The 26,953-nt window shown below is 59.9% G+C and carries 15 protein-coding genes and 9 pseudogenes; 10 read left to right on the forward strand and 14 right to left on the reverse strand.

Annotated features, from left to right (window positions below; all coding sequences use genetic code 11):
• Positions 1-54: 54 nt before the first annotated feature.
• From ABIF91_RS21565 to ABIF91_RS21575, 3 genes and pseudogenes are all read left to right on the forward strand, one after another.
• A complete protein-coding gene (locus tag ABIF91_RS21565) occupies positions 55-924 on the forward strand; it encodes a DUF6869 domain-containing protein (RefSeq protein WP_028182468.1) in 870 nt (289 codons plus the stop codon).
• A gap of 105 nt (positions 925-1,029) precedes the next feature.
• Positions 1,030-1,950, forward strand: a complete 921-nt coding sequence (locus ABIF91_RS21570) for a metallophosphoesterase (RefSeq protein WP_028182467.1) — start codon at positions 1,030-1,032, stop codon at positions 1,948-1,950.
• Between the two features lie 67 nt (positions 1,951-2,017).
• Positions 2,018-2,107 (forward strand): annotated as a pseudogene (locus tag ABIF91_RS21575) (acyl-CoA thioester hydrolase); the annotation flags it as partial.
• On the opposite strand, the gene ABIF91_RS21580 reads toward ABIF91_RS21575, so the two are convergent.
• The 8 genes and pseudogenes from ABIF91_RS21580 to ABIF91_RS21615 form a co-directional block, all read right to left on the reverse strand.
• Positions 2,080-3,273 carry a recombinase family protein gene (locus tag ABIF91_RS21580; RefSeq protein ID WP_424579352.1) on the reverse strand — a complete coding sequence of 398 codons (1,194 nt, stop codon included), beginning with the start codon at positions 3,271-3,273 and terminating at the stop codon, positions 2,080-2,082. The pseudogene ABIF91_RS21575 and the gene ABIF91_RS21580 overlap by 28 nt on opposite strands.
• Positions 3,274-3,350: 77 nt before the next feature.
• Positions 3,351-4,415 (reverse strand): IS630-like element ISRj1 family transposase, encoded by a 1,065-nt coding sequence (locus ABIF91_RS21585; RefSeq protein WP_011084514.1) that lies wholly within the window; start codon positions 4,413-4,415, stop codon positions 3,351-3,353.
• Between the two features lie 55 nt (positions 4,416-4,470).
• Positions 4,471-5,535 (reverse strand): IS630-like element ISRj1 family transposase, encoded by a 1,065-nt coding sequence (locus tag ABIF91_RS21590; protein ID WP_026192128.1) that lies wholly within the window; start codon positions 5,533-5,535, stop codon positions 4,471-4,473.
• A complete protein-coding gene (locus tag ABIF91_RS21595) occupies positions 5,532-6,023 on the reverse strand; it encodes a recombinase family protein (RefSeq protein ID WP_424579353.1) in 492 nt (163 codons plus the stop codon). The genes ABIF91_RS21590 and ABIF91_RS21595 overlap by 4 nt, the downstream gene beginning before the upstream one ends.
• A 1,754-nt stretch (positions 6,024-7,777) precedes the next feature.
• Positions 7,778-8,008 carry a hypothetical protein gene (locus tag ABIF91_RS21600; RefSeq protein WP_225005524.1) on the reverse strand — a complete coding sequence of 77 codons (231 nt, stop codon included), beginning with the start codon at positions 8,006-8,008 and terminating at the stop codon, positions 7,778-7,780.
• Between the two features lie 405 nt (positions 8,009-8,413).
• A pseudogene (locus ABIF91_RS21605) lies at positions 8,414-9,545 on the reverse strand (IS3-like element ISRj2 family transposase).
• An 82-nt stretch (positions 9,546-9,627) separates the two neighbouring features.
• Positions 9,628-9,783 (reverse strand): annotated as a pseudogene (locus ABIF91_RS21610) (ATP-binding protein); the annotation flags it as partial.
• Positions 9,784-9,791: 8 nt separating this feature from the next.
• Positions 9,792-10,334 (reverse strand): annotated as a pseudogene (locus ABIF91_RS21615) (Mu transposase domain-containing protein); the annotation flags it as partial.
• Between the two features lie 97 nt (positions 10,335-10,431).
• Here ABIF91_RS21615 and ABIF91_RS21620 point away from each other — a divergent pair.
• The gene (locus ABIF91_RS21620) at positions 10,432-11,700 is read left to right on the forward strand and encodes an IS256 family transposase (RefSeq protein WP_038952271.1); all 1,269 of its coding nucleotides are present in this window, start codon (positions 10,432-10,434) and stop codon (positions 11,698-11,700) included.
• 33 nt (positions 11,701-11,733) lie between these two features.
• Here the strand turns inward: ABIF91_RS21620 and istA are convergent.
• A pseudogene (gene istA / locus ABIF91_RS21625) lies at positions 11,734-12,462 on the reverse strand (IS21 family transposase); the annotation flags it as partial.
• Positions 12,463-12,532: 70 nt separating this feature from the next.
• On the opposite strand from istA, the pseudogene ABIF91_RS21630 reads away from it, so the two are divergent.
• The 3 genes and pseudogenes from ABIF91_RS21630 to ABIF91_RS21640 all read left to right on the forward strand — a co-directional run.
• Positions 12,533-13,111, forward strand: a pseudogene (locus tag ABIF91_RS21630) (transposase); the annotation flags it as partial.
• A 99-nt stretch (positions 13,112-13,210) separates the two neighbouring features.
• The gene (locus ABIF91_RS21635; RefSeq protein WP_038952271.1) at positions 13,211-14,479 is read left to right on the forward strand and encodes an IS256 family transposase; all 1,269 of its coding nucleotides are present in this window, start codon (positions 13,211-13,213) and stop codon (positions 14,477-14,479) included.
• Between the two features lie 34 nt (positions 14,480-14,513).
• Positions 14,514-15,209, forward strand: a pseudogene (locus tag ABIF91_RS21640) (IS256 family transposase); the annotation flags it as partial.
• A gap of 796 nt (positions 15,210-16,005) precedes the next feature.
• On the opposite strand, the gene ABIF91_RS21645 reads toward ABIF91_RS21640, so the two are convergent.
• The 3 genes from ABIF91_RS21645 to ABIF91_RS21655 form a co-directional block, all read right to left on the reverse strand.
• On the reverse strand, positions 16,006-16,392 hold the full coding sequence (locus ABIF91_RS21645) for a response regulator transcription factor (RefSeq protein ID WP_014497989.1): 387 nt from the start codon (positions 16,390-16,392) through the stop codon (positions 16,006-16,008).
• Positions 16,393-16,476: 84 nt separating this feature from the next.
• The gene (locus ABIF91_RS21650) at positions 16,477-17,157 is read right to left on the reverse strand and encodes a response regulator transcription factor (RefSeq protein WP_028182137.1); all 681 of its coding nucleotides are present in this window, start codon (positions 17,155-17,157) and stop codon (positions 16,477-16,479) included.
• The gene (locus ABIF91_RS21655; protein WP_028182136.1) at positions 17,154-19,823 is read right to left on the reverse strand and encodes a PAS domain-containing protein; all 2,670 of its coding nucleotides are present in this window, start codon (positions 19,821-19,823) and stop codon (positions 17,154-17,156) included. Before ABIF91_RS21655 ends, ABIF91_RS21650 begins: the two co-directional genes overlap by 4 nt.
• A gap of 724 nt (positions 19,824-20,547) precedes the next feature.
• Between ABIF91_RS21655 and ABIF91_RS21660 the strand changes: the two genes are divergently transcribed.
• Positions 20,548-21,891 (forward strand): IS1380-like element ISBdi2 family transposase, encoded by a 1,344-nt coding sequence (locus ABIF91_RS21660; RefSeq protein WP_208086440.1) that lies wholly within the window; start codon positions 20,548-20,550, stop codon positions 21,889-21,891.
• Positions 21,892-22,672: 781 nt separating this feature from the next.
• Positions 22,673-22,864, forward strand: a pseudogene (locus ABIF91_RS21665) (helix-turn-helix domain-containing protein); the annotation flags it as partial.
• Positions 22,865-22,888: 24 nt separating this feature from the next.
• Here the strand turns inward: ABIF91_RS21665 and ABIF91_RS21670 are convergent.
• Entirely contained in the window at positions 22,889-24,157 is a 1,269-nt protein-coding gene (locus ABIF91_RS21670; RefSeq protein WP_038952271.1) for an IS256 family transposase, read from the reverse strand.
• A 97-nt stretch (positions 24,158-24,254) separates the two neighbouring features.
• On the opposite strand from ABIF91_RS21670, the pseudogene ABIF91_RS21675 reads away from it, so the two are divergent.
• A pseudogene (locus ABIF91_RS21675) lies at positions 24,255-25,145 on the forward strand (IS630-like element ISRj1 family transposase); the annotation flags it as partial.
• A gap of 122 nt (positions 25,146-25,267) precedes the next feature.
• Here ABIF91_RS21675 and dctA read toward each other — a convergent pair.
• On the reverse strand, positions 25,268-26,584 hold the full coding sequence (gene dctA / locus ABIF91_RS21680; RefSeq protein ID WP_028182411.1) for a C4-dicarboxylate transporter DctA: 1,317 nt from the start codon (positions 26,582-26,584) through the stop codon (positions 25,268-25,270).
• Positions 26,585-26,953 lie beyond the last annotated feature (369 nt).

The following is a 26,953-nucleotide window of genomic DNA, read 5'->3' on the forward strand; positions in this document are numbered from 1 at the left end:
CCGATGCGCGGCGCACGGCATCGCCGCTCTCGCACACGGATTGGAGTGGGAAGAATGGGGCTGACGGATGACGCTGGATTGCTCGAGGTCATCGCGGCTGCGCCGCAGCTGCAGACGCCTGATGAGACCGAGGCGTTCCTGGACCCGATGCCGCTCGGTGAGCTGGCGTCGATGTGGTGCGCGCTTCAACGCGTCAGCCGGCGAGACCAGGTCGGCAGCATCTGGGCCTTGAAACTCTATTTCGATCGTCTGCCGCACCGCCGGCCGCAACAGGCGCTCGATCTCGTGCTGGAGGTGCTCAGGGCCGAGGCCGACAAGCCGACCGTGATGCAGCTCAACGACAAGTTCCTGCTGTCGCTGCTCTACGCACACGGCGAGGAGGTGATAGCGCGCATCGAGCGCGAGGCCGGGCACAATGACCGGTTGCGCTGGCTGCTCGGTGGCGTGCATGTCGACCCCGACGACCCCTTGATGTCGCGTATTGCAGGACTTGCCGATTGCAAAGCCTGGCAGGCCGATCGTCTGGCGCAGCGCACGCCGCGCGAGCCGCTCGATTTCGCCAACATGTCGACCGCCAGGCTCGCGAGCGCCTGGATCGAGCAATATTCCAAATCCGAGCGCGACCAGGACGACAATCTGTTCGCGATCATGGATTTCGAGCGAGACTTGCGCGAGGATGATCCCGACCGAATGATCGACCTGATCCTCGAGATCCTGAAGATCGAAGCCAATCCGGTATTGCTGTCGCTGCTGGCCGCAGGTCCCCTCGAAGATGTGATCAGCGCCGGGACGATCGACCGCATCGAGCGTGAGGCGCGTGTCAATGAACGTTTTCGCGATCTGCTCGGCGGTGTCTGGTACTACCGGGCGTCCGACGAATTGAAGACGCGGCTGGATGCGCTGGTTGGCGAGAGCCGCTGGTGATGCCCATGCAGGCGTCTGCGCGAGGATGCAGACGATCTGCACGAGCGCATCCCAATTCTGCTTCAATCGCATCGCATCGAGAAGCTGCATCAGAAACGAGCTTCCATGATCACGCGCCGTCATCTCATCCGTTCCATCGGCGGTCTGTCCGCCCTCGGCGTCTCGACGGCCGCCTATGGCGTCGGCGTCGAGCCGATGCTGCGGCTCCGCGTCACCCGCTATCATCCAACGCCGCGGCAATGGCCGGCGGATCTTCCGTTGAAGATCGCCGTCATCGCCGACCTCCATGCCTGCGATCCCTGGATGCCGCTGGACCGGGTCGCGGCCATTGTCGACCGCACCAACGCGCTGAACGCCGACCTCATCGTGCTGCTGGGCGATTATGTCGCCGGCCTGCATCAGGTCACGCGCATCATTCCGTGCAGTGAATGGGCACGTGTGCTGGCCGGCCTCAAGGCGCCGCTCGGGGTCCACGCCGTCATGGGCAACCACGATTATTGGGATGACAGGACGGTGCAGCGGGCCGGGCAGGGGGTGACCGTCGCGCACCGCGCGCTGGAAGCGGCCGGTATCCCCGTCTACGAGAACGACGTCGTGCGCCTCACCAAGGACGGCCGCCCGTTCTGGCTCGCCGGACTCGGCGATCAACTCGCGTTCCTGCCGGCGCGCCGGTTTCGCAGCATGGCGCGGTTCGGCGCCGACGATCTCAGCGCGACGCTCGCCAAGGTCACGGACGATGCGCCCGTCATCCTGCTCGCGCATGAGCCCAACATCGCGCCGCGCGTGCCGGCGCGTGTCGCGCTGCAACTGTCCGGCCACACCCATGGCGGCCAGGTCCGCCTGCTCGGCTGGTCCCCTGCGGTGCCGCCGCAGGATGGCGTTCGCCTCGCCTATGGTCATGTCAGGCTGAAATGCGACGTCATCATCTCCGGTGGCCTCGGTTGCAGCATCATGCCGCTCCGCGTCGGGGTGCCGCCGGAGATCGTCGAGGTGAGGCTGGGGCAGACCGCGCCGGTTGTGTCCTAACACGCTTGCGCGGACCGCGGTTTTTGCGCAAAACGGGCCGACAGCGACAAGCGAATAGGCCCACGACGTGACTGCCCATCTGGACGGCGAGATCCGCGACGGCCGCCACCACATGCAGGTCCGCGTCTATTACGAGGACACGGATTTCTCTGACTTGACGCTATCATAGTAGACGAACGCACTGATCTTTCTCGTCTTGCGTCGATTTTCGGGGAAAAGATTCATGCTAGAAAGGGAAGCGCTGTTCAGGTACGGAGTATATTCGTAGGGCATCCGCTTGCGAACCGGATGCACTACGATGCTGTCGATCAAGTTGCGAAAGGCGACGCGGGTTTCGATGGCCTTCGGATTAATCTTCAGCGCGGTGACCAGTCTCTTGGCCTCCGAATGATATCGGTCACCGAACTTTGGATGGTCGAACGGGATCACGTTTTCGCTGCCACTACCCAGCAGCCGCAAGCGCTCGTTAACGGTTTCCCGTTCCACATCGCACTCATCGATCCGCTTGAGCAACTCATCCGGCTTGCGACGGCTGTTTGCGATGGCATATGACAAGCGTTCGATCTCAGTGGTCAACGTACGGAGTCTACGCTCTAAATTTGCGTGTTCGCTGTTCTTTGTCCGATCGTTCTTACGCTCCTCCTTCCAAGCACGCATCGCCTCTTCAATCGCTTTGGGCGAAAGCAATTTTAATTCCATTTTGCTTGAGACATCCTCAAGTAGCACGTCCATGTCAAAACTCCGGGTGTGCTCACACGTGCCTCGTTGATGCGCATTGGCGCATGCGGCGCGCGGAGCGCCATTCCTGGAGGATTGAGCGATTCGCATATTCCCGTTGCAGACACCACACCGGAGGACCCCAGCAAGTGGATGCTCATTATTGCGCGGGATCACAGGACGGCGCCGCGGCTTGCCCGCCGGTCCGAACATATGGATGGCGCGGCCGCTGCGAACCTTCTGCGCCCTGTCCCAAAGCACTTGCGGAACAATCCGCAGCTCGGGCTTCTTGACAATGATGTGCCGGTCTTCCGGATTGCGGCGTTTCTGTTTCTTCTGCGTTTCCGGGTTCAGAATTGTTGATCGAACGTTCCAATGTATTTCGCCGATATACAGCTCGTTGCCGATAATGCCGCGACCGTGGCGACCGCTAGTTATGCACTGATGATTCCAGGTCGTGCGACCAGCCTTGTTCTTGTGACGGGTGGCGCCAGGCGAGGGCAAGCCTTGGCGCGTGAGATCGGCCGCAATATCTCGGGTTGAACGCCCCGATACATATTCGGTGAAGATGCGGACCACGATCTTCGCTTCGTTCTCATCGATCACGCGCTCACCGGGCGCGCCCGGCCTTGGCCGGTAACCGTAAGCGTATGAGCCAGGAATTCTTCCACTAGTACCCGGAATCAGAGCTGAGTGATACGGCGGCCTTTGAAACGGCGTTGACGGACCTTTTTCTTGGTCCAGACGAAGGGCTCGGCTCTGTCGTTGTATGCGTTGACGTAGGCATCGATGTGTTCCTGAAGCTGCTTGAGGCTCGTGAAGGAGGTGCCGCTGAGCGACTGCCCCTGCAAGATGGAAAACCATACTTCGACCTGATTGAGCCATGACGCACTTGTCGGCGTGAAATGAAATTGCACGTTGGGGTGGGCCTTGAGCCAGTCCTCGTTCTTTTTATGGGTGTTGAGGTTGTCGAGGATGACGTGAAGCTTGCGGTTCGGAAAAGTCGCGGTGACGCTGTTCATGAAATCGAGAAACTCGACGCGGCGCCGGCGTTTTGAATGGGTCGCGATGATCTTTCCGGTGGCGACTTCGAGCGCCGCAAACAATGTTGTGGTGCCATGCCGCTTGTAATCGTGGCTTTGGCCGGTTAAGGCGCGGCCATTGGGCAACTTCAGATAACCCTGCGCTCGCTCCAAAGCCTGGATCGAGGGCTTCTCGTCCACGCACAGCACAATGGCCTTCGCCGGCGGCGCGACATAGAGGCCGACAACATCGGCGGCTTTGGCCGTAAAGTTCGGGTCGTTGCTCTCGCACCAGGACTTGCGAGCCACCAGGTCAATCTTGTGGCTGCGCAGGAACCGCCAGACATATTGGACATCGACATCGCCCAGCGCCTCGGCCAGCAGGGGGCCGGTCCAGCGCGCAAACCCTTGCGGTGGCGGCTTATCCAGCAGCTTCAGAATCCGCTTGTCGGTCGTCTTCGTATAGATCGGCTGCTTGCCAGGCCGCGGCTTGTCTTGCAGCCCTTCAAGGCCATGGTCGGCATAGCGATGCCGCCAAAGGCTGACAATCCGCGGCTGGACCCCAACTTCCTTGGCGATCGACCGGGTGCTGCGCCCATCCGCCGCCAACAGAACTATCCGCGCCCGCTTCAAATCGCGCTGCAACGTCACCGGTGAGCGACAGCACGCCTCAAGCACCTTGCGATCTTTCCTCGAAAGGTGGACTTCTCTTGCTTCGGGTATCATCCCGACCTTGAATCACGACTCACGTTCCAAGAAAAGTGGGTACTAGTACCCGGAATCAGAGCTGAGTGATACGGCGGCCTTTGAAACGGCGTTGACGGACCTTTTTCTTGGTCCAGACGAAGGGCTCGGCTCTGTCGTTGTATGCGTTGACGTAGGCATCGATGTGTTCCTGAAGCTGCTTGAGGCTCGTGAAGGAGGTGCCGCTGAGCGACTGCCCCTGCAAGATGGAAAACCATACTTCGACCTGATTGAGCCATGACGCACTTGTCGGCGTGAAATGAAATTGCACGTTGGGGTGGGCCTTGAGCCAGTCCTCGTTCTTTTTATGGGTGTTGAGGTTGTCGAGGATGACGTGAAGCTTGCGGTTCGGAAAAGCCGCGGTGACGCTGTTCATGAAATCGAGAAACTCGACGCGGCGCCGGCGTTTTGAATGGGTCGCGATGATCTTTCCGGTGGCGACTTCGAGCGCCGCAAACAATGTTGTGGTGCCATGCCGCTTGTAATCGTGGCTTTGGCCGGTCAAGGCGCGGCCATTGGGCAACTTCAGATAACCCTGCGCTCGCTCCAAAGCCTGGATCGAGGGCTTCTCGTCCACGCACAGCACAATGGCCTTCGCCGGCGGCGCGACATAGAGGCCGACAACATCGGCGGCTTTGGCCGTAAAGTTCGGGTCGTTGCTCTCGCACCAGGACTTGCGAGCCACCAGGTCAATCTTGTGGCTGCGCAGGAACCGCCAGACATATTGGACATCGACATCGCCCAGCGCCTCGGCCAGCAGGGGGCCGGTCCAGCGCGCAAACCCTTGCGGTGGCGGCTTATCCAGCAGCTTCAGAATCCGCTTGTCGGTCGTCTTCGTATAGATCGGCTGCTTGCCAGGCCGCGGCTTGTCTTGCAGCCCTTCAAGGCCATGGTCGGCATAGCGATGCCGCCAAAGGCTGACAATCCGCGGCTGGACCCCAACTTCCTTGGCGATCGACCGGGTGCTGCGCCCATCCGCCGCCAACAGAACTATCCGCGCCCGCTTCAAATCGCGCTGCAACGTCACCGGTGAGCGACAGCACGCCTCAAGCACCTTGCGATCTTTCCTCGAAAGGTGGACTTCTCTTGCTTCGGGTATCATCCCGACCTTGAATCACGACTCACGTTCCAAGAAAAGTGGGTACTAGCGACAGCATTATCATGGCCACGCCGAACCTTGTCGGCGAGCTGCGGCTTATAAATCGTGTTGTAGAGACTTGCGATGCTGATGTCGGTGGCAGTCGCGTAAACGCCTTTCTGATCCATCAGCTCAACGCCATTGAACTCGAAAACTTGCTTGAGACGCTGGATGGTTGCGGGATCGCGCGACAGGCGATCGAAATGCTCAACGATCACAACATCAAAATCATGGTTTCGCACGCCATTGAGCAATTGCTGATAGCCGTCCCTCGCATTTTCGGTTAGGCCAGACTTCGCGGCATCAACAAATGCACCGATGACATCTAGGTCGTTGCGTGCCGCGATCTTCCGGCAGAGCAATAGCTGACCGTCAATCGAGGTCGCCTTTTGCATGTCGCTCGAATAGCGGGCGTATAACACGGCCCTCTTTTTTGTTGGCCCCGTCATCATGCCCTTCCTCCTTTCGGCTGCTCCAAACCGTCGTTTTCGTCTCGTGCAATCTGCCGTCCGATGGCGCGCGCCAGCTCAAGCCAAACTTCCTCATTGTCAGGATTATCCCAACCCTGAGGGTGGGAAGGATCAAGCGGTTGGATGATCGCCTTCTGCCTCCGAGGCGATCGGATTCGAGTACGCATATGGACCGACCGGCAAACGTTAACGTAAATTGTCGCCCAGCGCGATAGCTGGGCTGTGATCACTTGCGGTGCCTGCTTCTGTTATTCGGAGCGTCGATCGCGCCGGCAGAGACCCCTCGCTGATTTCACAATTTTCGTCGGCGTGGTGTTCAGGTTCAGATCGTCCTTCAGCCACAGCTTTCGTCAGCCTTGGCCGTGCGCCGATAGAAATTACAGAAGGTCCACACTTGACGTTTGCCTCTGGAGTGCTCACGGAAGTCTCGATCTGAGTAATTGTGGGTCCAATCATGTTGACCGCTGCAGCGGTCAATGAAAATGAGAGTTTTCTGGTGTCGCGGTGCTCCACATCGGGCGTTAGCGCATTCCTGCGATAGGGGGCGTAGGCGAGAGAATTCTTGCCAAACAAGGCGGAGTAAAAAAACTTGCGCCTGACGGCGACGAAAGTCCGATGCCCGTGTCCATATTTAGCGGTGCAGTTATCCGCTCCGTCTGATGCCAGCGGTTGCCGCAGACGAGACGGCTTCATTGATCAGTGAAATCCGGCGGTCGGCCGACAAATCGTGGCGCACGACGCTAGATGCGGTTGTCCTGATCTGAGTATACGCACGGAGGAATTGCTGAGACGCCGCCTGTTTTAGCCACTACCTTCGCCGCTTGGGGAGATATGGAAGACCACAAGGGAGGCCTTCTTCGGCCGGTGCCGCAAAATGCGGTGGAGTCTGAAAAGACAATCTTTTTGCAGGAGCCCATCCAATCGCGAAAATTTTCCACGAACCGGCCTCGCAAGCGCTGATCTTCACCGTGGAAACGCGTCTGATGGGCCGATGCGGCGGCTTGTTGCTCCCGGTGGATTGCGTTGCTTCAATCCTTGTCGTCTCCGAGGAAGCGCAGGTCAGCAGATAATCGTTCGCCGCCTTCTGATCGTCGCCCGAACGAAGGAGCCGATTGGCCGACGGCAGGGCACTCACAGCGGTGAGCGAGTAAGCAGTGCCTGCTCTCCATTGTCCCCCACGTCCTCTATACAAGCCTTATTGCCGGCCTGGTCGGCGTGTTCTACTGGGATCTCCCCGGACTCTGACACCATTGATTGGTGTGCTGTTCCCGGAAGTGGTGCGAGTCACTGTCTTCATCGCCTCCGCAATCACGGGCGTCCTGACGCTGCGAGTTGAACCGACTAACGGGTAGTGTCTCAGTTGAAATTTAGCGAGACTTTGTCGGGGGCGCGGATGAAAAAGAGGAACTTTCTCAGTGACCGTCAATCTCGCGCATGAGCAGGTAGCGCCGCAGCACTGCCGCCGCCTCCTGCTCTGAGACTCCGCTCGTTTGCTGGGCTGGCCGTCGATGATCGGCGAGTAGGCTGCCGCCTGCCGTATGACCGCGTGAAGGTGCCGCATCTCGTCATCGGTCATGCGCCGGTTGAAGTAGAAGCAAAGCGTCTTCTCGCTTTCGGCATCGCGGCCGGCGGCGGGGCAGCGGAGCGGCTCCTGTTTCGCGCCGCTGACAAGCCGCAGCGCGGGCCCGGGGTGCGGTGTTCCCGTCTTGGGGGTGTCGGACACGGGACGATCTCTCTCAACGTGTGGGTGAGGCTACGGGCGGAGTTTTGGGCAGGCGGCAGGCGCGGTTCTCCGCATCCACGGCGATCGCCGAAAGCGTTTCGTTCTGATCAATGAGAAGAGAGATCGCCTTCGTCGCCCAGCCCTCGTAGGTCAGGGTTCCGGTTTCCCACAAGAAGACAAGCGCGCGGGCGACCGCGTTATGGCGGGATAGTTCCTGCAGCTTGCAGAAAAGCTCGGCGTTCATTTGTACGCTTTTCGCTGCCTAGCGAGCTGCTTCTGCAGATACGCCATGCTGATCTATGCTCGCTCTGCTTTGTCATCGCGGGCGATCCTGCGCCAATCGTCGGTGTGTGAGCCGAGTATGCGGAGCCGGAGCATCCCCTTCGTTTCTGCCATCGTTTCGGGGCATTTAACACCACAACCGGTTCCATAATCGGCGCCGATGGGCCACCTTTTGCCGTCTTTCTGCATGATCGGCGGAGGGTTAATAAACCCGGGTGGCGAGAGCTGGCCCCGGTTGTTTGGACAGCGCCCCGCTGGATTTAAGTGGATTCCTGCCGGGTTATGCTGAACGCGGGGCTTTACGGTTTTGTCGTTGCGTCGGGAGGGCGTAGCCCGACCAGAGCGACGACAAAACCGTCGGCGACGGTCATGCGGCCATCACCATAGCTTGCGTGCCGAAGTAAGCCTCGTCGGGCGTGCGCCCGTCAAGGCTCGAGTGAGGGCGTCCCTGATTGTAGAAGGCCAGATACTTGGCAATTGACGCTCGCGCCTCGGACACGCTGTCGTAGGCGCGGAGATATACTTCTTCGTATTTGACCGTGCGCCAGAGCCGCTCGACAAACACGTTGTCGCGCCAGGCGCCCTTGCCGCGTCCATGCTGATGGCGATCTTCGCGTCCAGCAGCACATCGGTGAACTCGAGGCTGGTGAACTGGCTGCCCTGATCCGTGTTGAAAATCTCGGGCCTGCCGTGCTTCGCCAACGCCTCCTGGACCGCTTCGACGCAGAAGGCCGCCTCCATTGTGATCGAGACGCGATGGGCCAGGACCCGTCGGCTGAACACATCGACGACCGCCGCGAGATAGACGAAGCCACGCCGCATCGGAATGTAGGTGATGTCCATTGCCCACGCATGGTCGGGCCGCTCGATCTTCAATCCGCGCAACAGGTACGGGTAGATCTTGTGACCCGGAGCCGGCTTGCTCGTGTTCGGGCGACGATAGACCGCCTCGATCCCCATGCGCTTCATCAGCGTCGCGATGTGGCGGCGACCGGCGTATACGCCCTCCCGCCGCAGCAACGATCGCAGCATACGCGCTCCCGCGAAGGGATAATCGAGATGCAGCTCATCGAGCCGACGCATCAAGGCAAGGTCCTCGGCCGAAACTGGCCGAGGTTCATAGTAGACCGTGCTGCGAGCCAGCTTCAGGACCTTCGCCTGGCGCACGATAGAAAGATCATGATCGCGGTCGATCATCGCTTTGCGCTCAGCAGGCCCGCCTTGGTGAGCGCGCCGGACAAAAAATCGTTTTCCAACGCCAGCTCGCCGATCTTGGCATGTAACGCCTTCAAATCGACCGGCGTCTCGGCCGATGTCTTGTCATGCCCAAACACGCCGGCGGCGCCTTCCAGGAGCTGGTTTTTCCAGATCGTGATCTGGTTCGGATGAACATCAAACAGTTGCGCCAGCTCCGCCAGTGTCTTGTCGCCTTTGACCGCAGCCAAAGCAACCTTCGCCTTGAATGCCGGAGAATGCGTCCGGCGGCTCTTCTTCGTCATCTTCGCTCCTGATTCGCAGCAAGAATCCTCGCCGCTGTCAGGCAGAAAATCCACTCAAGCTACTGTCCGAATTTGCGGGGCCAGCTCTCTGGCGCAGTGCGGCGATCTTGAGGCGCGTGGTGAGCCGCCTGGTGTCGCGTTCGGCGGCTTCGCGGTCGACCAACAGGCCGATGCGATCTTCGAACGGCAGGGCTTCGAGATCGGGCGATCGGCGCTGCTCCTCGAAGGCCTTGGCCATTCCGGTCAGTCGGCGCCGTAGCTTTTGACGAGCGCCAGAATGCCAAGGCAGGTTCGAAAGCCTTGTTCTGGATGGGGCCGGGCGTCGATCACGGCCTGGAAAAACGCTGCTGTCGAAGGACCGATCCGCTCGCCGGCGGCGATCACCGCGGCGGGGGTCCATTTGCCGTAGCGGCGATGGGCGCTGGGCATGTGGTCGGCGATGGTGGTGTGTCCGCGTCGGTTGGGCGCGCGGGCATGGCTGGCGATCCGCTGGCCCTTGTGGAAGATCTCGACCGTCCGATCGTCGATACGGGCATCGACCAGCTCGCCAATCAGACGATACGGCGCGGAGTACCAATGGCCGTCGACCTCGACATGATAATCGGGAGCGAGGCGGCAGCGCTTCCAGCGTGCGAAGGCATAAGGCTGATCTGGCAGCGGGGTTAGCTTGGGTTTGTCGAGTTCGGCAAACAGTTCGGCGCGGCTTGAGCCGAAGCCACGCATTTGACGAGCATTGAGTTCGTCGACGAGTGTCTTGATGGCGGCGTTGAGCTCGGCCCGGGAAAAGAAGAGCTATGGCGGAATCTGGGTGATGACGGTGTGAGGAAGGCGGCGTATCGAGGCGGGTGACGAGCCTGCCAGAACCTCTCGAGGAGAGCGATACGCCATGACCGAGACTACCAATGTTCTTGCTTTCCGTCAGCCGTCCGCGGTTGATGATCCACTGACCGATATCGTTCGTGCCGGCGCGCGGGACCTGCTTGCCAGGGCGATCGAGATCGAGGTTGGCGCGTTTCTGGCCAGCACGGCCAATCTGACGCTGCCCGACGGTCGAGCGCGCCTGGTCCGACATGGGCACGGTCCGGTGCGCGAGATTGCGACCGGCATCGGTCCGGTGGAGGTCGCTCGTCCCAAGGTCCGCGACCGCGGAGCGAGCGGGCCAGGCGACCGCCTCCGCTTCAGTTCGGCAATCCTGCCGCTATGGGCGCGGCGGACGAAGAGCCTGGATGCCTTGATCCCGGTCCTCTATTTACGCGGCATCTCGACCGGCGACTTCCAGGAGGCGCTCTCGGCGCTGCTCGGCAAGGATGCGCCGAACCTGTCGCCTTCGGTGATCGCCGGCCTGAAGGCCGATTGGCAGGTCGAGTACGAACGCTGGCAGAGACGCGATCTGTCGGCGCGTCGCTATGTCTACATCTGGGCCGATGGCGTGTACCTGCAGGCCCGCATGGAAGATCACAGCGAATGCATGCTGGTGCTGATTGGCACCACGCCGGAAGGCAAGAAGGAGCTGATCGGCTTCCAGGTCGGCGTGCGCGAGAGCGCGCAGAGCTGGCGCGAACTCCTGATCGACCTGCGGCAACGCGGGTTACGGATTGCCCCGCAACTCGCCATCGGCGACGGCGCCCTCGGCTTCTGGAAGGCACTGGACGAGGCCTTTCCCGGCACGCGGCACCAACGATGCTGGTGCCATAAAGTGAGCAACGTACTCGACAAGGTCGCCAAATCCGTGCAGGGCCCCATGAAGAACGACCTGCGGAACATCTATCTGGCCCCACACCGGGCCGAAGCTGAAACCGCGATCGACGTCTTCGTCGAGAAATACCACGTCAAATACGGACGTGCGGTGGAGTGCCTGATCAAGGATCGCCATGCGCTGCTCGCCTTCTTCGACTTCCCTGCTGAGCACTGGATCCACCTACGCAGCTCGAACCCGATCGAGAGCGTCTTCGCCACGGTGCGCCACCGAACGGTGCGGACCAAGGGATCGCTGTCGCAACAAACTGCGAAGCTGATGGTGTTCAAGCTCATCGACGCCGCATCGAAGACCTGGCGGCGATTGAAGAGCACGAACCAGTTGCCGAAAGTCATCGCCGGTGTAAAGTTCATCGACGGAATCGAAGTCATTCCGAACACTGAAAGCCACGCCGCCTGATCAGGCCGCGTCACCCAAAATCAGCCATAGCTCGGAAAAGAAGCGCTGATTGCGCAGCCGGGCCAGAATCCAGCGCTGGGCGATTTGCACCGCGACCTCGACCTTCGCCTTGTCTTTTGGGCGCCGCGGCCGTGCGGCGAGAATGGCCGTGCCGTAATGGCTCGCCATCTCGGCATAAGTGCGATTGAGGCCGGGATCGTAGCGGTCGGGGTTGCTGACGGCGGCTTTGAGGTTGTCGCAGACCACGAACGTCGGCGTTCCGCTCAAAAACGTGAACAAGTTGACGTGGGCCCGGATCCAGTCGGCCAAGCTCTCGCTGGGGCAGGCCTCGGCGTAGGTGTAGTTCGAAGCGCCCATCGCCGCGACGAACAGCTTCATCGGCTGCACTTCCCCGGTCAGGGGATCGACGATGTCGATGGTGTCGCCGGCGAAATCCACGAACACCTTCTCGCCGCCCAGATGAATCTGCCGCATCGAAGGTCGGACCCGCCCCTTTCAGGCCTCGTAGGTAGTGCAGAACCACGTGTACCCGAAACCGTCGGGATTAACGGCGCGATACTCCTCCCAGAGCAGGCGACGGGTTACGTTGCGCCGGCGGAGCTCTTTATCGATGTAGCTCCAGTCGGGCACCGGCCGCTGCGGGCTCTGAGACGCTGGTCGTGGGGCCGGGAAAAGCAAAAGCTCCAGGTCTTCATCGGTCATTCCCTCCGGAAGCGGCCAGCTCAACCCAGCAGACGGAGCTATGCGGGAAACTGGGTGATGACGGAATGAGATAGGCGGCGTATCGAGGCGGGTGTCGAGCCTGCCAGAACCTCAAGGAGAGCGATACGCCATGAACGAGCATAGCAACATTGTCCCACTGCGTCAGCCCGATGAGATCGACGATCCACTGACGAATATTTTGCGATCTGGTGCTCGGCAGCTGCTTGCGCAGGCTGTCGAGATGGAAGCCGAGGCGTTTCTCGCCGCGATGAAGGGCTTGAAGCGTCCCGATGGCCGCGACCGCCTCGTGCGGCACGGCCATGGTCCAGTGCGGACGATCCAGACGGGGATCGGCGCCGTCGAAGTCGCCCGGGTAAAGATTCGCGATCGCGCGGTGACCAGCGATGGCGAGCGGATCCGCTTCACCTCGGCGATCCTGCCGTTGTGGGCACGGCGCACGAAGAGCTTGGATGCACTTTTGCCGGTTCTGTACCTGCGAGGCATCTCGACGGGCGACTTCCAGGAGGCGCTGGCGGCGCTCTTGGGCAAGGATGCGCCGAATCTTTCTCCGGCGGTGGTTTCCAGACTGACGACGGAGTGGCAGCTCGAGTACGAGCGTTGGCAGAAGCGCGATCTGTCGGCGCGCCGGTACGTATACGTGTGGGCGGACGGCGTCTTCCTGCAGGCTCGCATGGAAGACCACAGCGAATGGAGCTATGGCGGAATCTGGGTGATGACGGTGTGAGGAAGGCGGCGTATCGAGGCGGGTGACGAGCCTGCCAGAACCTCTCGAGGAGAGCGATACGCCATGACCGAGACTACCAATGTTCTTGCTTTCCGTCAGCCGTCCGCGGTTGATGATCCACTGACCGATATCGTTCGTGCCGGCGCGCGGGACCTGCTTGCCAGGGCGATCGAGATCGAGGTTGGCGCGTTTCTGGCCAGCACGGCCAATCTGACGCTGCCCGACGGTCGAGCGCGCCTGGTCCGACATGGGCACGGTCCGGTGCGCGAGATTGCGACCGGCATCGGTCCGGTGGAGGTCGCTCGTCCCAAGGTCCGCGACCGCGGAGCGAGCGGGCCAGGCGACCGCCTCCGCTTCAGTTCGGCAATCCTGCCGCTATGGGCGCGGCGGACGAAGAGCCTGGATGCCTTGATCCCGGTCCTCTATTTGCGCGGCATCTCGACCGGCGACTTCCAGGAGGCGCTCTCGGCGCTGCTCGGCAAGGATGCGCCGAACCTGTCGCCTTCGGTGATCGCCGGCCTGAAGGCCGATTGGCAGGTCGAGTACGAACGCTGGCAGAGACGCGATCTGTCGGCGCGTCGCTATGTCTACATCTGGGCCGATGGCGTGTACCTGCAGGCCCGCATGGAAGATCACAGCGAATGCATGCTGGTGCTGATTGGCACCACGCCGGAAGGCAAGAAGGAGCTGATCGGCTTCCAGGTCGGCGTGCGCGAGAGCGCGCAGAGCTGGCGCGAACTCCTGATCGACCTGCGGCAACGCGGGTTACGGATTGCCCCGCAACTCGCCATCGGCGACGGCGCCCTCGGCTTCTGGAAGGCACTGGACGAGGCCTTTCCCGGCACGCGGCACCAACGATGCTGGTGCCATAAAGTGAGCAACGTACTCGACAAGGTCGCCAAATCCGTGCAGGGCCCCATGAAGAACGACCTGCGGAACATCTATCTGGCCCCACACCGGGCCGAAGCTGAAACCGCGATCGACGTCTTCGTCGAGAAATACCACGTCAAATACGGACGTGCGGTGGAGTGCCTGATCAAGGATCGCCATGCGCTGCTCGCCTTCTTCGACTTCCCTGCTGAGCACTGGATCCACCTACGCAGCTCGAACCCGATCGAGAGCGTCTTCGCCACGGTGCGCCACCGAACGGTGCGGACCAAGGGATCGCTGTCGCAACAAACTGCGAAGCTGATGGTGTTCAAGCTCATCGACGCCGCATCGAAGACCTGGCGGCGATTGAAGAGCACGAACCAGTTGCCGAAAGTCATCGCCGGTGTAAAGTTCATCGACGGAATCGAAGTCATTCCGAACACTGAAAGCCACGCCGCCTGATCAGGCCGCGTCACCCAAAATCAGCCATAGCTCCAGCGAATGCATGCTGGTGCTGATCGGCGCGACGCCGGAAGGCAAGAAGGAACTCATCGGCTTCCAGGTCGGCGTGCGCGAGAGCACGCAGAGCTGGCACGAACTGCTCGTCGAGGCGAAAACCCGAGGGCTGAAGATCGCCCCGGAAATCGCCGTCGGTGACGGCGCGCTCGGCTTCTGGAAGGCGCTCGACGAGGTCTTTCCCGCCACGCGACATCAGCGGTGCTGGGTGCACAAAACCGCGAATATCTTGAACAAAGTCGCAGTGTCGGTACAGGCCAGCATGAAGAAGGATCTGCGCGAGGTCTATTTGGCGTCCAACCGAGCTTCGGCCGAAGTGGCGATCGATGTCTTTGCCGAGAAATACGGAGCGAAGTACGACAAGGCGGTCGAGTGCCTGACGAAAGATCGCGACGCAATGCTTGCGTTCTACGAATTCCCCGCCGAGCATTGGGACCACTTGCGGACGACGAATCCCATCGAAAGCGTGTTCGCGACGGTCCGGCACAGAACGGTGCGCACGAAAGGTTCGTTATCGTCAACGACTGCCAAGTTGATGGTGTTCAAGCTGCTCTGCGCCGCATCAAAGACCTGGCGGCGGCTGAAAGGCACAAATCAGTTGCCGAAGGTCAGCGCAGGTGTCAGATTCGAAAACGGCATCGAGGTCATCCAAGTGCCGGAAAACCACGCCGCCTGATCGCCTCGTCACCCAAAATCCCGCATAGCTCGACGAACTTAGGTTACGTTCTGACACAGGAGACATCAATGCTGTCTCCTCGGTCCTCCTTAGCTTAGCAGTTGCTGACTGATTTGTTTGCCTTAAGAAATTGGGGGCTACAGTACAAACCAGTTGCTGCCGATGCTCGCTGCGGCGAGGACACCTGTGTGATAGCCCGGCCGTGGTGGGGACGTGTTGCGCCGAGCACGTTTGACGGGTTGGACCAGAGGTCTGCCACACATGATGTGGGAGCTTGACGATAGCCGGCGCGCTGGGAATCGATAACGAAGCGGCGGCCCTATAGACAAGTCCAACCCGCACGCGTCAGCGGACGTAACAATTCCTTGGGCTGGGCATCGTTCAAAGCGCTTTCACCGGAAAAGCGGTGACCAAGACATAAGGGGCGTCCTGGCGAAGCTCCATTTCGTCGTCACCGCGGCTGGGCTGAGCACAACCAATCTCGTGCTTGCCGAGCGCTCTCGGGAACCGCTCTGCAATGGAGCATATAGCTTCGCTCCAGGTGGAGTTAAATGCTAGGGGCGCTGATCGCTCTGGGCCGGCATTACTTTGATCACGACCTGGAATGAATCGAGCCGGCGTACCCTCCGTCTCTCGCAAGGTCAAAGGTTGTTTTGCAGCCGACAGTAGCCGGTAATGCTTTGGCGGGCAAGAATTAGCTCCTAATAACGTTAGGGCAGGTCGCGGTTCCGGCCGCAAAGAGGTTGCCCGGTGCGTGATCGTCGTTAGATCGGACAAGAACGCGCAGTTGATCGAATCAGATGCGGCCTCGGTCGCCATATGCCTGCAGTGCGCTGTCGAGACACTTGAGTAACTCTTGTACGCCGAATGGTTTGGCGAGGAAGCCGATCGCTCCGGCGTCCAAGGCTGACGCGCGTACGCGCTCGTTGGGGAAAGCTGTAATGAAAATGAAGGGTGCTTGGTAACCACGCGTCCGCATCTCTGCCAGCAGCTCCAGCCCGCTCATCGCTGCCATCTGCACATCAGTTATGACGCAGGATATCTCGTTCAACCGCGGCGACCGCAGGAGCGCCTCGGCCGAGGCAAATATCTGCACGACGTAGCCACGCGATTTCAAAAGGTTTTCTGTCGCCGCACGGACCGAGGGGTCGTCGTCAACGACGGAAATCAAAGGCGTGGACAAGATGAGCCCTCCCGACGCAGTACAGCGGCTGCCAAACCGTCAGCCACTTTCGCGAAAGTGGGCTTAAGTGATGGAATTGTAAAATCATACTTGGGTTTGTGTGTGATTGGCGCTAATTCCGAGCGTCTCGCTCATTCTGATCAAGTCAGCCAGCGAGCGGGCACGCATCTTTTTCATTACGTGTCCCCGGTAGATCTTGACGGTGATCTCGGCGAGCCCAAGTTCGGCGGCTACCTGCTTGTTCATCAGCCCCGTCGCGACCAGTTTCATCACTGCCTGTTCTCGCGGGCTTAGGGTCTCAAATAGAGATTTCAGGTTCGCCACGGTTCGCTGAGCTTCTCGTCTTTTGCGATCGCGTTCGGTCGCCGCAACGACGGCATCAAGCAGTTCCTGATCGCGGAAGGGCTTGCTGAGGAAATCGACCGCGCCTCCCTTCATGGCCCTGACGGTCATGGGAATGTCGCCATGGCCGGTAATGAAGATGATTGGGATGTGTATGTTCAACCTGGCGAGCTCGGTCTGGTAGTCAAGGCCGCTCAGGCCCGGCAGCCGGACATCAAGAACTAGACAGCTTGTGACGTCCGGCATTGTGCTCTGCAGCATTTCACGGGCCGATCCGAACGCCACGACCTCCAAGCCTACCGATCGAAAAAGGTTCGTAAGCGAGCGACGCATAGAGATGTCATCCTCGACGACAAAGACGATTGCCTTCGTCGAAGCCTCGGTATGTCCGCCTTGGCCTCTCCAGTCAAATCGTCCTGTCACGAGATGGCCTCCTTATGCAGCGGAAGGGCAAACTGGAACGTCGCGCCCGGTCCATTTTTCTGAACCACTGAAATTCGTCCTCCGTGAACTTCCACGATCGACCGGCAGATCGAAAGGCCCATTCCTAGGCCGCTCGATTTGGTGGTGAAGAAGGGGTCCAAGACGCGGTCCGCGTCATTCTCGGCGATCCCGACGCCGCAATCGGTCACGGAAAGCTGCACGTACCCCAGATCGTCCGTAGATGATTGAATCAGAAGTTCACGCGGCCGGTCTGTAACTGCGTCCATGGCCTCGATTCCGTTCATCACCAGATTGATGATCACTTGTTGTAGCTGAATTCGATCACCGAGGACCCTAGGCAGCGCAGACGCCAACTCGCTTCGCAACGTCACTTGGTGGCTCACCAGCTCTCGTGTTACCAGCGCGCTGACGTCCCTAACCACCTGATTAATGTCGAGCGGCACCATCTCGATCTCGCCCTTTTTCGCGAGTGCGCGAATACTACGGATCACCTCGCTTGCCCGGATTGCATCTTCTATGATCCATTCGACTGAAGAGCGCGCGGCTGCAAGATTGGGAACATCGCGAGCCATCCAGCCGAGGCACGCATCGGCGTTGCTGAGGATAGCGGCGAGTGGTTGGGTTATCTCGTGGGCGATAGAAGTTGTCATTTCTCCCAAGGTCGTTACACGCGTCACATGTGCAAGCTCCGCCTGTGCCTTTCGCAGCTCTTGTTCGGCCTGATCAGCGCGAATGGTAGCGGTGATGTCAGTGCTGACGCCGCGATAGCCCAAAAAATTTCCGTTTCCGTCGAAGAAGGGCTTGCCACTAGTGCGGACGTAGATCGGAGATCCCATCCTATTTACGGTACGGTAGATGAGATCCCGGAACGGCAGGTGTGCCTGCAACGTCGCCCGATGCTGACGCCACTTCTCCGGTTCTTCTTCCATGTCGCACGCGATGTCCCAGCGAAGCAGGCCCGTTAACCCTGTCGCCAAAATTCCCGCAGCGCTGGTGTGCTCGGACAAGTGAGTGACCCGATGATCTGGCCCGGTTTCCCAGAGCCAGTCGGAAGCAGTCTCGGCATAGTCGCGAAAGCGCTGTTCGCTCTCGCGCAGCGCTACAAGCGTGTTTTCCAAGCGTTCCCTAGCTGCGTGTTGCTCGGTAACATCCATATGTGTTCCGATCAGCTCGCTGACATTACCATCGCTGCCGACGACAACGTGTGCAACGGAGTGTATGCGCCTTATCCCGCCATCTGGCAGAATAACACGGAAATCATATTCGAACCGTTCGTGCTCCTGGTCAATCGCCTGACGCTGCACCTCCTGCAACCCTGGCAAGTCTTCCGGATGGATGCGCGATCGAATAGTCTCTAGCGAAACCGGCTCTTGTGGGTTAAAGCCAAACAGGCGGTCGACCTCAGCGGAGCGATAAACGAAATCTCGTGTGTGGACGTCCCAGGACCAGCTGCCTGTGTGAGTGAGATGCTGAGCCTCGGCCAGATAGGCCTCGCTTCGGCGCAACTGCTGTTCTGCTCGCCTAGCTGCCGTAATATCGGTGGCTGCCCCAACAAACTCAATTTCACCAGAGGCGGTTCGCGTGACTCGTGCCTGCGCATGGATGTGCTTCACGGAGCCGTCAGGTAGCAGCAGCCGGTACTCGTGCTCGAAATCCCTCAGGTCTCGCATCGCTTCATCGATAATCTCTTTGACAGAAGCCCTATCATCTGGGTGCGTGCGCTCAATGACGAGTTGTGGCGCCGGTGTCGTCTGAAGATCGATTTTGAAAATCCGAAATGTCTCCTTAGACCAGAAGGCCTCGCCGGTAGAGGCGTTCCAGCTGAAGCTGCCTGTATGACTCAACTCCTGCGCGTGAGCCAAATGCGCTTCGCTCCGCTGCAGCGCAAGCTCGGTCTGCTTGCGCTCCGTAATATCTTCGCACGCCATGAGGATGACGGGGCGGTCGCCGGCCCAAAGCATGGCCTTGGCGTTTTCACGCACCCACAATACAGAACCGTCCTTCCTGACTTTCCGGACGTCCCAAGTGCGCGATTGTCCAACATCCTCAAGACACGTCTGAATGCATTTGCGGACGAATGCGCGATCCTCCTCCAGAAATACGTCGAGCACGGATTGGCCCAATAGTTCTGCACAAGCAAATCCCAGTTGTGTCGCGCCCAACGTATTGACGTTGAGGACAATGCCGGCCTCATCGACCATGAAGTACATGGCTGGATTGTGCTCGAAAATTGCGCGCCACCGTTTTTCACGATCCTCCAAATCCGAGGCACTCCGCTGAAGCTTGGCCGCAGCCACACGTGCAGCCTCTCTTTCCTGGCGGAGTTTTCCAATCAGGTACGTTCCGACAACAGAGACAATAAGAAATGCAACAACCACAGGAACATCGCGGGGATCATCGATTCGTAAACTAAACGCCGGCGGCGCAAAGTAGTATGCGAGAGCAGCGATTGCGACGATGCAAAGCGCTGATGAAGCAATGAAGCTGCCCATCAACGAAAATAGTAAGACTACTAACAAATAGGCGAACACCGCGGCGGCGAAATGCGCCTGAAAGTACACGCAAGTCAGTGTAACCGCGGCTAGCGCTATGCTGCCCAAGGTCAACTGAGGGGCTGAACGTTTGAAACTGCTGATCCTATACATTTTGAGACCGTTTGGCCTGTTATCCGGCGGGAGAGCTATAGCATTTTAGGCAAAAATGAGGCAATCTTGAACACTTGGGTCCGCATGCTAGCGTGTGCAAGATCGATCATCGGCTGCCGAACTCAGCACGCGCGGGGAAAAAACGCATTATAAACATACGTATATTTGTCCTAAACCTTTCAGTAGGTGTCGCTGACGCGACTTTAGTCGAAGCTGAAACGTCCGCTTTTGCGCATCGCTCGAGCCTACGGCCAATGCGCCCCATTAGCCCGTCTTATTCGCGAGAGGGCGCCTGAGAGGCTGGCGAGCGTGGTGTAAAGCGCTGATGCGGCGTAGGATTCGGTTGCGAAGCCACCCCATCACCTTCAACCGCGAACGCCACGCCCGCCATGACCGATGATACGATTTCAGACCACTATCGAGAAGCAAGAATTCAACACAAATAAAACCTCTGCCTCGCGCTCGATCTCTTCATGCTTGATAGTCTCGTTTCGGAGGCTGAGCACCTACCGCGTCTAATAGGCCGCTCGCGCCGGTTTCTTTGGACGCGGCACGACCGCGACTCCACGTTTCGGCACAGAAATGATCGGGAGTCACTCAATCTTTCTTCAACTTAACCCGTCTTATTCGTAAGAGTGCGCCTGAGGGGTAAAGCGCTGATGCGGCGTAGGATTCGGTTGCGAAGCCAACCCCATCACCTCCAACCGCGAACGCCACGCCCGCCATGACCGACGATACGATTCCGCCCTTCTCGTTTCCAGCCGTTCACGCCAAGAAAGTCACAGCTGCCTTCGATGGTGGGCGCCTAACCTCGAACGGGGGCGTGATGCTTCTGGCGATGGCCGAGCGGCGTCTCGGTTTGGCCAACAATCTGGCCCGGGTGTTCCCGGATCGGCGCGATCCGACGCGGGTCGTGCACAGCCTGGTCGATATGTTCCGCGCTCGCATGTTCGCGATCTGCTGCGGCTACGAGGACGCCGACGACCTCGATCATCTGAGGTCCGATCCGGCATTCAAACTGGCCTGCGGTCGCCTACCGGACACGGGCCGGGATTTGTGTTCCCAGCCGACGCTGTCGCGGCTGGAGAATGCTCCGCGCCTGCGCGACGTGATCCGGCTGACCTACACTTTGGTCGACGCATGGATGGATAGCTACCCGCGCGAGCCGGCATCCGTCACGCTCGACATCGATGATACCTGCGACGTCGTCCACGGCCATCAGCAGCTCTCGCTGTTCAACGCTCATTATGACGAACGCTGCTTCCTGCCGATCCACGTCTACGACACGGAGAAGAGCCGGCCCGTGGCCGTCGTGCTGCGGCCCGGCAAGACGCCGGGCGGCGTCGAGGTGCGTGCCCATCTGCGCCGCCTGGTACGGCATATCCGGACGCGATGGCACAACACGCAAATTACGTTCCGTGGCGACGGGCACTATGCCCGGCCGGAGGCAATGGCGTGGTGCGAGACCAACGGCATCGACTACATCTTCGGTCTGTCCGGCACCAAGCCTCTCGCCAGAAAAGTCGACGAGGTCGCCGACGACATCCGCACGCGACGCGCCATCGAGAACCTGCCGGTTCTGCGTGGCTATACCGAGACGCGCCACAAGGCAAAGTCCTGGGATCGCGAACGGCGCACTGTCGCCCGTATTGAGGCGACGATGCTCGGCCTCGACATCCGCTTCGTCGTCACCAGCCTCGATGTCGGCTCGGCCGAGTGGATCTACGACAGCCTGTATTGCGCGCGCGGCCAAGCCGAGAATCTGATCAAGCTGCATAAGACGCAGCTCGCCTCCGATCGCACCAGCTGCCGTTCGGCGCTCGCCAACCAGGTCCGTCTCGTGCTCCATACGGCCGCTTATTGGCTGATGCTGACCGTGCGCGACGCCATTCCCAAAGCCCGGGAATTGGCCGCTGCCGAGTTCGCGACGCTGCGTCTTCGGCTCTTGAAAATCGCCGCCCGTGTCGTCGAGACCACGAGCCGCATTCGCCTTGCGTTTGCCGCGGCATGTCCCGAAGCCGACCTGATCTGCGGCTTGCCCGGCGCGCTGCTGCCGCTCGGTCCTTGACCGGCGGGGCGTCCGCCCCCGTTCGCCCAACCCATCCCTCAAGCGCGTTGCAAAGTACCGGTCGTCAGGCGGCGAAAAGCCGAAGGCAATCCTGTGCGCCTCGTCAGACAAGATGTGCGGCCGCATCAATCGGGCCCAAAAGCCGCACTCTCACGAATAGGACGGGTTAGGCCGCGGAATGAGGACAGTGGTTTCAGTTCAGCCGATAGGTTCGAAGGCGCGCCTCCGGACCGGCAAGGATCAGAAAAAAGCTGCCCAATGACTCGTCTCCCCGACACAGCCGCTCCCGCGAAGAAAGCGCAAGTTCGCCTGCCGACACAGAAGCCGGAGTCGCGCGAGTCCTACGCGCGATGATGATTCGTTCCAATCTTATCGCGCTTTAGCTGCGAAAAACTGGTTCCGCTGGAAGCGAGCGGCGTCGCAGAACGCAGGGCAGCCTCGTATGACTCGCCACGGCTTTGTCGAGTGCCATTCACGCTGATCACACCCACCATGCTCTGCTAACGCAGCGCGCATCGTAACGAGAACGACAAGCTGCGTCCGCAGGATCCCTACGTCGTCCTTAATCGCGTGAGGCAAGTGGAGCGACGTGCATATGGATCTTCGTAGGCGGACCAATACCTAGTCCGTCAGTCCCGTCATCGGCTTGGCAAAAATGTTGCACAAGCGTTCAGATGGCCGGTAGCCCTTGAGTGCGAAAGCGAAACCCTGAAAAAGCTCCTGCCTCTTTTCTCGCTAGTACCCACTTTTCTTGGAACGTGAGTCGTGATTCAAGGTCGGGATGATACCCGAAGCAAGAGAAGTCCACCTTTCGAGGAAAGATCGCAAGGTGCTTGAGGCGTGCTGTCGCTCACCGGTGACGTTGCAGCGCGATTTGAAGCGGGCGCGGATAGTTCTGTTGGCGGCGGATGGGCGCAGCACCCGGTCGATCGCCAAGGAAGTTGGGGTCCAGCCGCGGATTGTCGAGCTATGGCTGATTTTGGGTGACGCGGCCTGATCAGGCGGCGTGGCTTTCAGTGTTCGGAATGACTTCGATTCCGTCGATGAACTTTACACCGGCGATGACTTTCGGCAACTGGTTCGTGCTCTTCAATCGCCGCCAGGTCTTCGATGCGGCGTCGATGAGCTTGAACACCATCAGCTTCGCAGTTTGTTGCGACAGCGATCCCTTGGTCCGCACCGTTCGGTGGCGCACCGTGGCGAAGACGCTCTCGATCGGGTTCGAGCTGCGTAGGTGGATCCAGTGCTCAGCAGGGAAGTCGAAGAAGGCGAGCAGCGCATGGCGATCCTTGATCAGGCACTCCACCGCACGTCCGTATTTGACGTGGTATTTCTCGACGAAGACGTCGATCGCGGTTTCAGCTTCGGCCCGGTGTGGGGCCAGATAGATGTTCCGCAGGTCGTTCTTCATGGGGCCCTGCACGGATTTGGCGACCTTGTCGAGTACGTTGCTCACTTTATGGCACCAGCATCGTTGGTGCCGCGTGCCGGGAAAGGCCTCGTCCAGTGCCTTCCAGAAGCCGAGGGCGCCGTCGCCGATGGCGAGTTGCGGGGCAATCCGTAACCCGCGTTGCCGCAGGTCGATCAGGAGTTCGCGCCAGCTCTGCGCGCTCTCGCGCACGCCGACCTGGAAGCCGATCAGCTCCTTCTTGCCTTCCGGCGTGGTGCCAATCAGCACCAGCATGCATTCGCTGTGATCTTCCATGCGGGCCTGCAGGTACACGCCATCGGCCCAGATGTAGACATAGCGACGCGCCGACAGATCGCGTCTCTGCCAGCGTTCGTACTCGACCTGCCAATCGGCCTTCAGGCCGGCGATCACCGAAGGCGACAGGTTCGGCGCATCCTTGCCGAGCAGCGCCGAGAGCGCCTCCTGGAAGTCGCCGGTCGAGATGCCGCGCAAATAGAGGACCGGGATCAAGGCATCCAGGCTCTTCGTCCGCCGCGCCCATAGCGGCAGGATTGCCGAACTGAAGCGGAGGCGGTCGCCTGGCCCGCTCGCTCCGCGGTCGCGGACCTTGGGACGAGCGACCTCCACCGGACCGATGCCGGTCGCAATCTCGCGCACCGGACCGTGCCCATGTCGGACCAGGCGCGCTCGACCGTCGGGCAGCGTCAGATTGGCCGTGCTGGCCAGAAACGCGCCAACCTCGATCTCGATCGCCCTGGCAAGCAGGTCCCGCGCGCCGGCACGAACGATATCGGTCAGTGGATCATCAACCGCGGACGGCTGACGGAAAGCAAGAACATTGGTAGTCTCGGTCATGGCGTATCGCTCTCCTCGAGAGGTTCTGGCAGGCTCGTCACCCGCCTCGATACGCCGCCTTCCTCACACCGTCATCACCCAGATTCCGCCATAGCTCCGGATTGTCAGCCTTTGGCGGCATCGCTATGCCGACCATGGCCTTGAAGGGCTGCAAGACAAGCCGCGGCCTGGCAAGCAGCCGATCTATACGAAGACGACCGACAAGCGGATTCTGAAGCTGCTGGATAAGCCGCCACCGCAAGGGTTTGCGCGCTGGACCGGCCCCCTGCTGGCCGAGGCGCTGGGCGATGTCGATGTCCAATATGTCTGGCGGTTCCTGCGCAGCCACAAGATTGACCTGGTGGCTCGCAAGTCCTGGTGCGAGAGCAACGACCCGAACTTTACGGCCAAAGCCGCCGATGTTGTCGGCCTCTATGTCGCGCCGCCGGCGAAGGCCATTGTGCTGTGCGTGGACGAGAAGCCCTCGATCCAGGCTTTGGAGCGAGCGCAGGGTTATCTGAAGTTGCCCAATGGCCGCGCCTTGACCGGCCAAAGCCACGATTACAAGCGGCATGGCACCACAACATTGTTTGCGGCGCTCGAAGTCGCCACCGGAAAGATCATCGCGACCCATTCAAAACGCCGGCGCCGCGTCGAGTTTCTCGATTTCATGAACAGCGTCACCGCGGCTTTTCCGAACCGCAAGCTTCACGTCATCCTCGACAACCTCAACACCCATAAAAAGAACGAGGACTGGCTCAAGGCCCACCCCAACGTGCAATTTCATTTCACGCCGACAAGTGCGTCATGGCTCAATCAGGTCGGAGTATGGTTTTCCATCTTGCAGGGGCAGTCGCTCAGCGGCACCTCCTTCACGAGCCTCAAGCAGCTTCAGGAACACATCGATGCCTACGTCAACGCATACAACGACAGAGCCGAGCCCTTCGTCTGGACCAAGAAAAAGGTCCGTCAACGCCGTTTCAAAGGCCGCCGTATCACTCAGCTCTGATTCCGGGTACTAGCCTCTCAGGGGCAGCTGCCCTGGCTGCGGCGCGGAATAATGCTGTGCGCCGGAGAGCGCAGGGGGAGTATTCGTGTCCGAATGGCGGCGGTTCAGATCCGGGACCTACCTCATGTGCTTGTAGTGTCGATAGTAGTGGAAGCGGTGGACTTGTTGAGCCGAGTCTGCAGCGTCACGTGATCGAGCTCGCTTTCCCACCAGGATACGAACACAGCCGCGATGCCATTGCCGATGATGTTGGTGAGGGCGCGCACCTCGCTCATGAACTTGTCGATAGAAAACACGATTGCCATGCCCGGCACCAGAGCTGGGTTTACTACCGATAATGTCGCAGCGAGCGTGATAAAGCCTGCGCCGGTGACGCCGCTTGCTCCCTTCGAAGTTAGCATTGCTACTAGCAGGATCGTGAGCTGCTGGCCAAAGCTGAGATCGACACCGAGTGCCTGGGCAATGAACAATGTTGCAAGTGTCATATAGATATTGGTGCCGTCAAGGTTGAAGGAGTAGCCAGTCGGCACCACCAGCCCGACCACCGGCTTGGAGCAGCCCAGCCGCTCGAGCTTCTCCATCAATTGAGGGAGCGCGCTTTCGGAGGATGAAGTACCGAGCACGATCAGAAGCTCGTCTTTAATATAGATAAGGAACTTGAAGATTGAAAAGCCGACGAGGCGGGCGATCAGACCAAGCACGACTACTACGAATAGGGCAGCAGTCACGTAAAACAGCGCGATCAGACCGATCAGATTGCCGAGTGCTGCGGGCCCGAACTTGCCGACTGTGAAAGTCATGGCGCCGAAGGCGCCGATCGGGGCCGCTTTCATTACAATAGCTATTACCCCGAACACCGCGTGCGCGACGTCGTCAATCATGCCGCGCAGACGCTCGCCACGCTTTCCCAACGCCATCAGCGAGAAGCCAAAAAGGATCGCGAACAGGAGAACCTGCAGAACATCGCCGCGAGCGAAGGCGCCGACCACGCTATCGGGAATGATGTTGAGAATAAAGTCGACGGTTTTCGAGGCTTCCGCCTGCTTGACGTAATTGGCGACCGCCGCAGCATCCGGTTTGACCGCAAGGCCATGGCCAATCCGGACCAGATTGCCCATGGCAAGGCCCAACAGCAAGGCAAAGCTGGAGACGATCTCGAAATAGAACAGCGCCTTGACGCCGACGCACCCGACTTTCTTGGCATCTTGAATATGCGCAATGCCAGACGTGACGGTGCAGAAAATAATGGGCGCGATCACCATCTTGATGAGCTTGATGAACCCATCACCGAGCGCCTTGACCCAGTCGTTTGTGGCGACAGACGGCCATAGGCAGCCAACCATGGCGCCAATTAGGATTGCGATCAGCACCTGGACGTAGAGTATCTTATACCAAGCTTGCGACGCGCGCACAGGCGCCGCGGTTGCCATGGTGGTCATGACGCTTCCTTCCCGAATATACTCGAATGTGTGCCGCGGCTCGGTGAGAGGCGACAGTGTCATACGAGACTAATCATTATAGCCTTGCGCGATTGAAGACGCGTCCGAGAGCCGGCGCGTCTTTCCAAAGGCAGGCGTTTAGTTGCGTTGTCCTTTCTCGCTAAGCAAGATATGCACCAAATCCCAAACTGCGGCGGACTAAAAAGTCGCGGACAATGGCCTCCCTTCGGTGGCATCGGCTTGAGTGCTCTTAGCCGTGTTCGCAAGGTCGAACATTAGGCTGCAGAGCTGGCCCCGGTTGTTTGGACAGCGCCCCGCTGGATTTAAGTGGATTCCTGCCGGGTTATGCTGAACGCGGGGCTTTACGGT

This window comes from Bradyrhizobium sp. USDA 241 (genome assembly GCF_049739505.1).
Classification (GTDB): domain Bacteria; phylum Pseudomonadota; class Alphaproteobacteria; order Rhizobiales; family Xanthobacteraceae; genus Bradyrhizobium; species Bradyrhizobium liaoningense.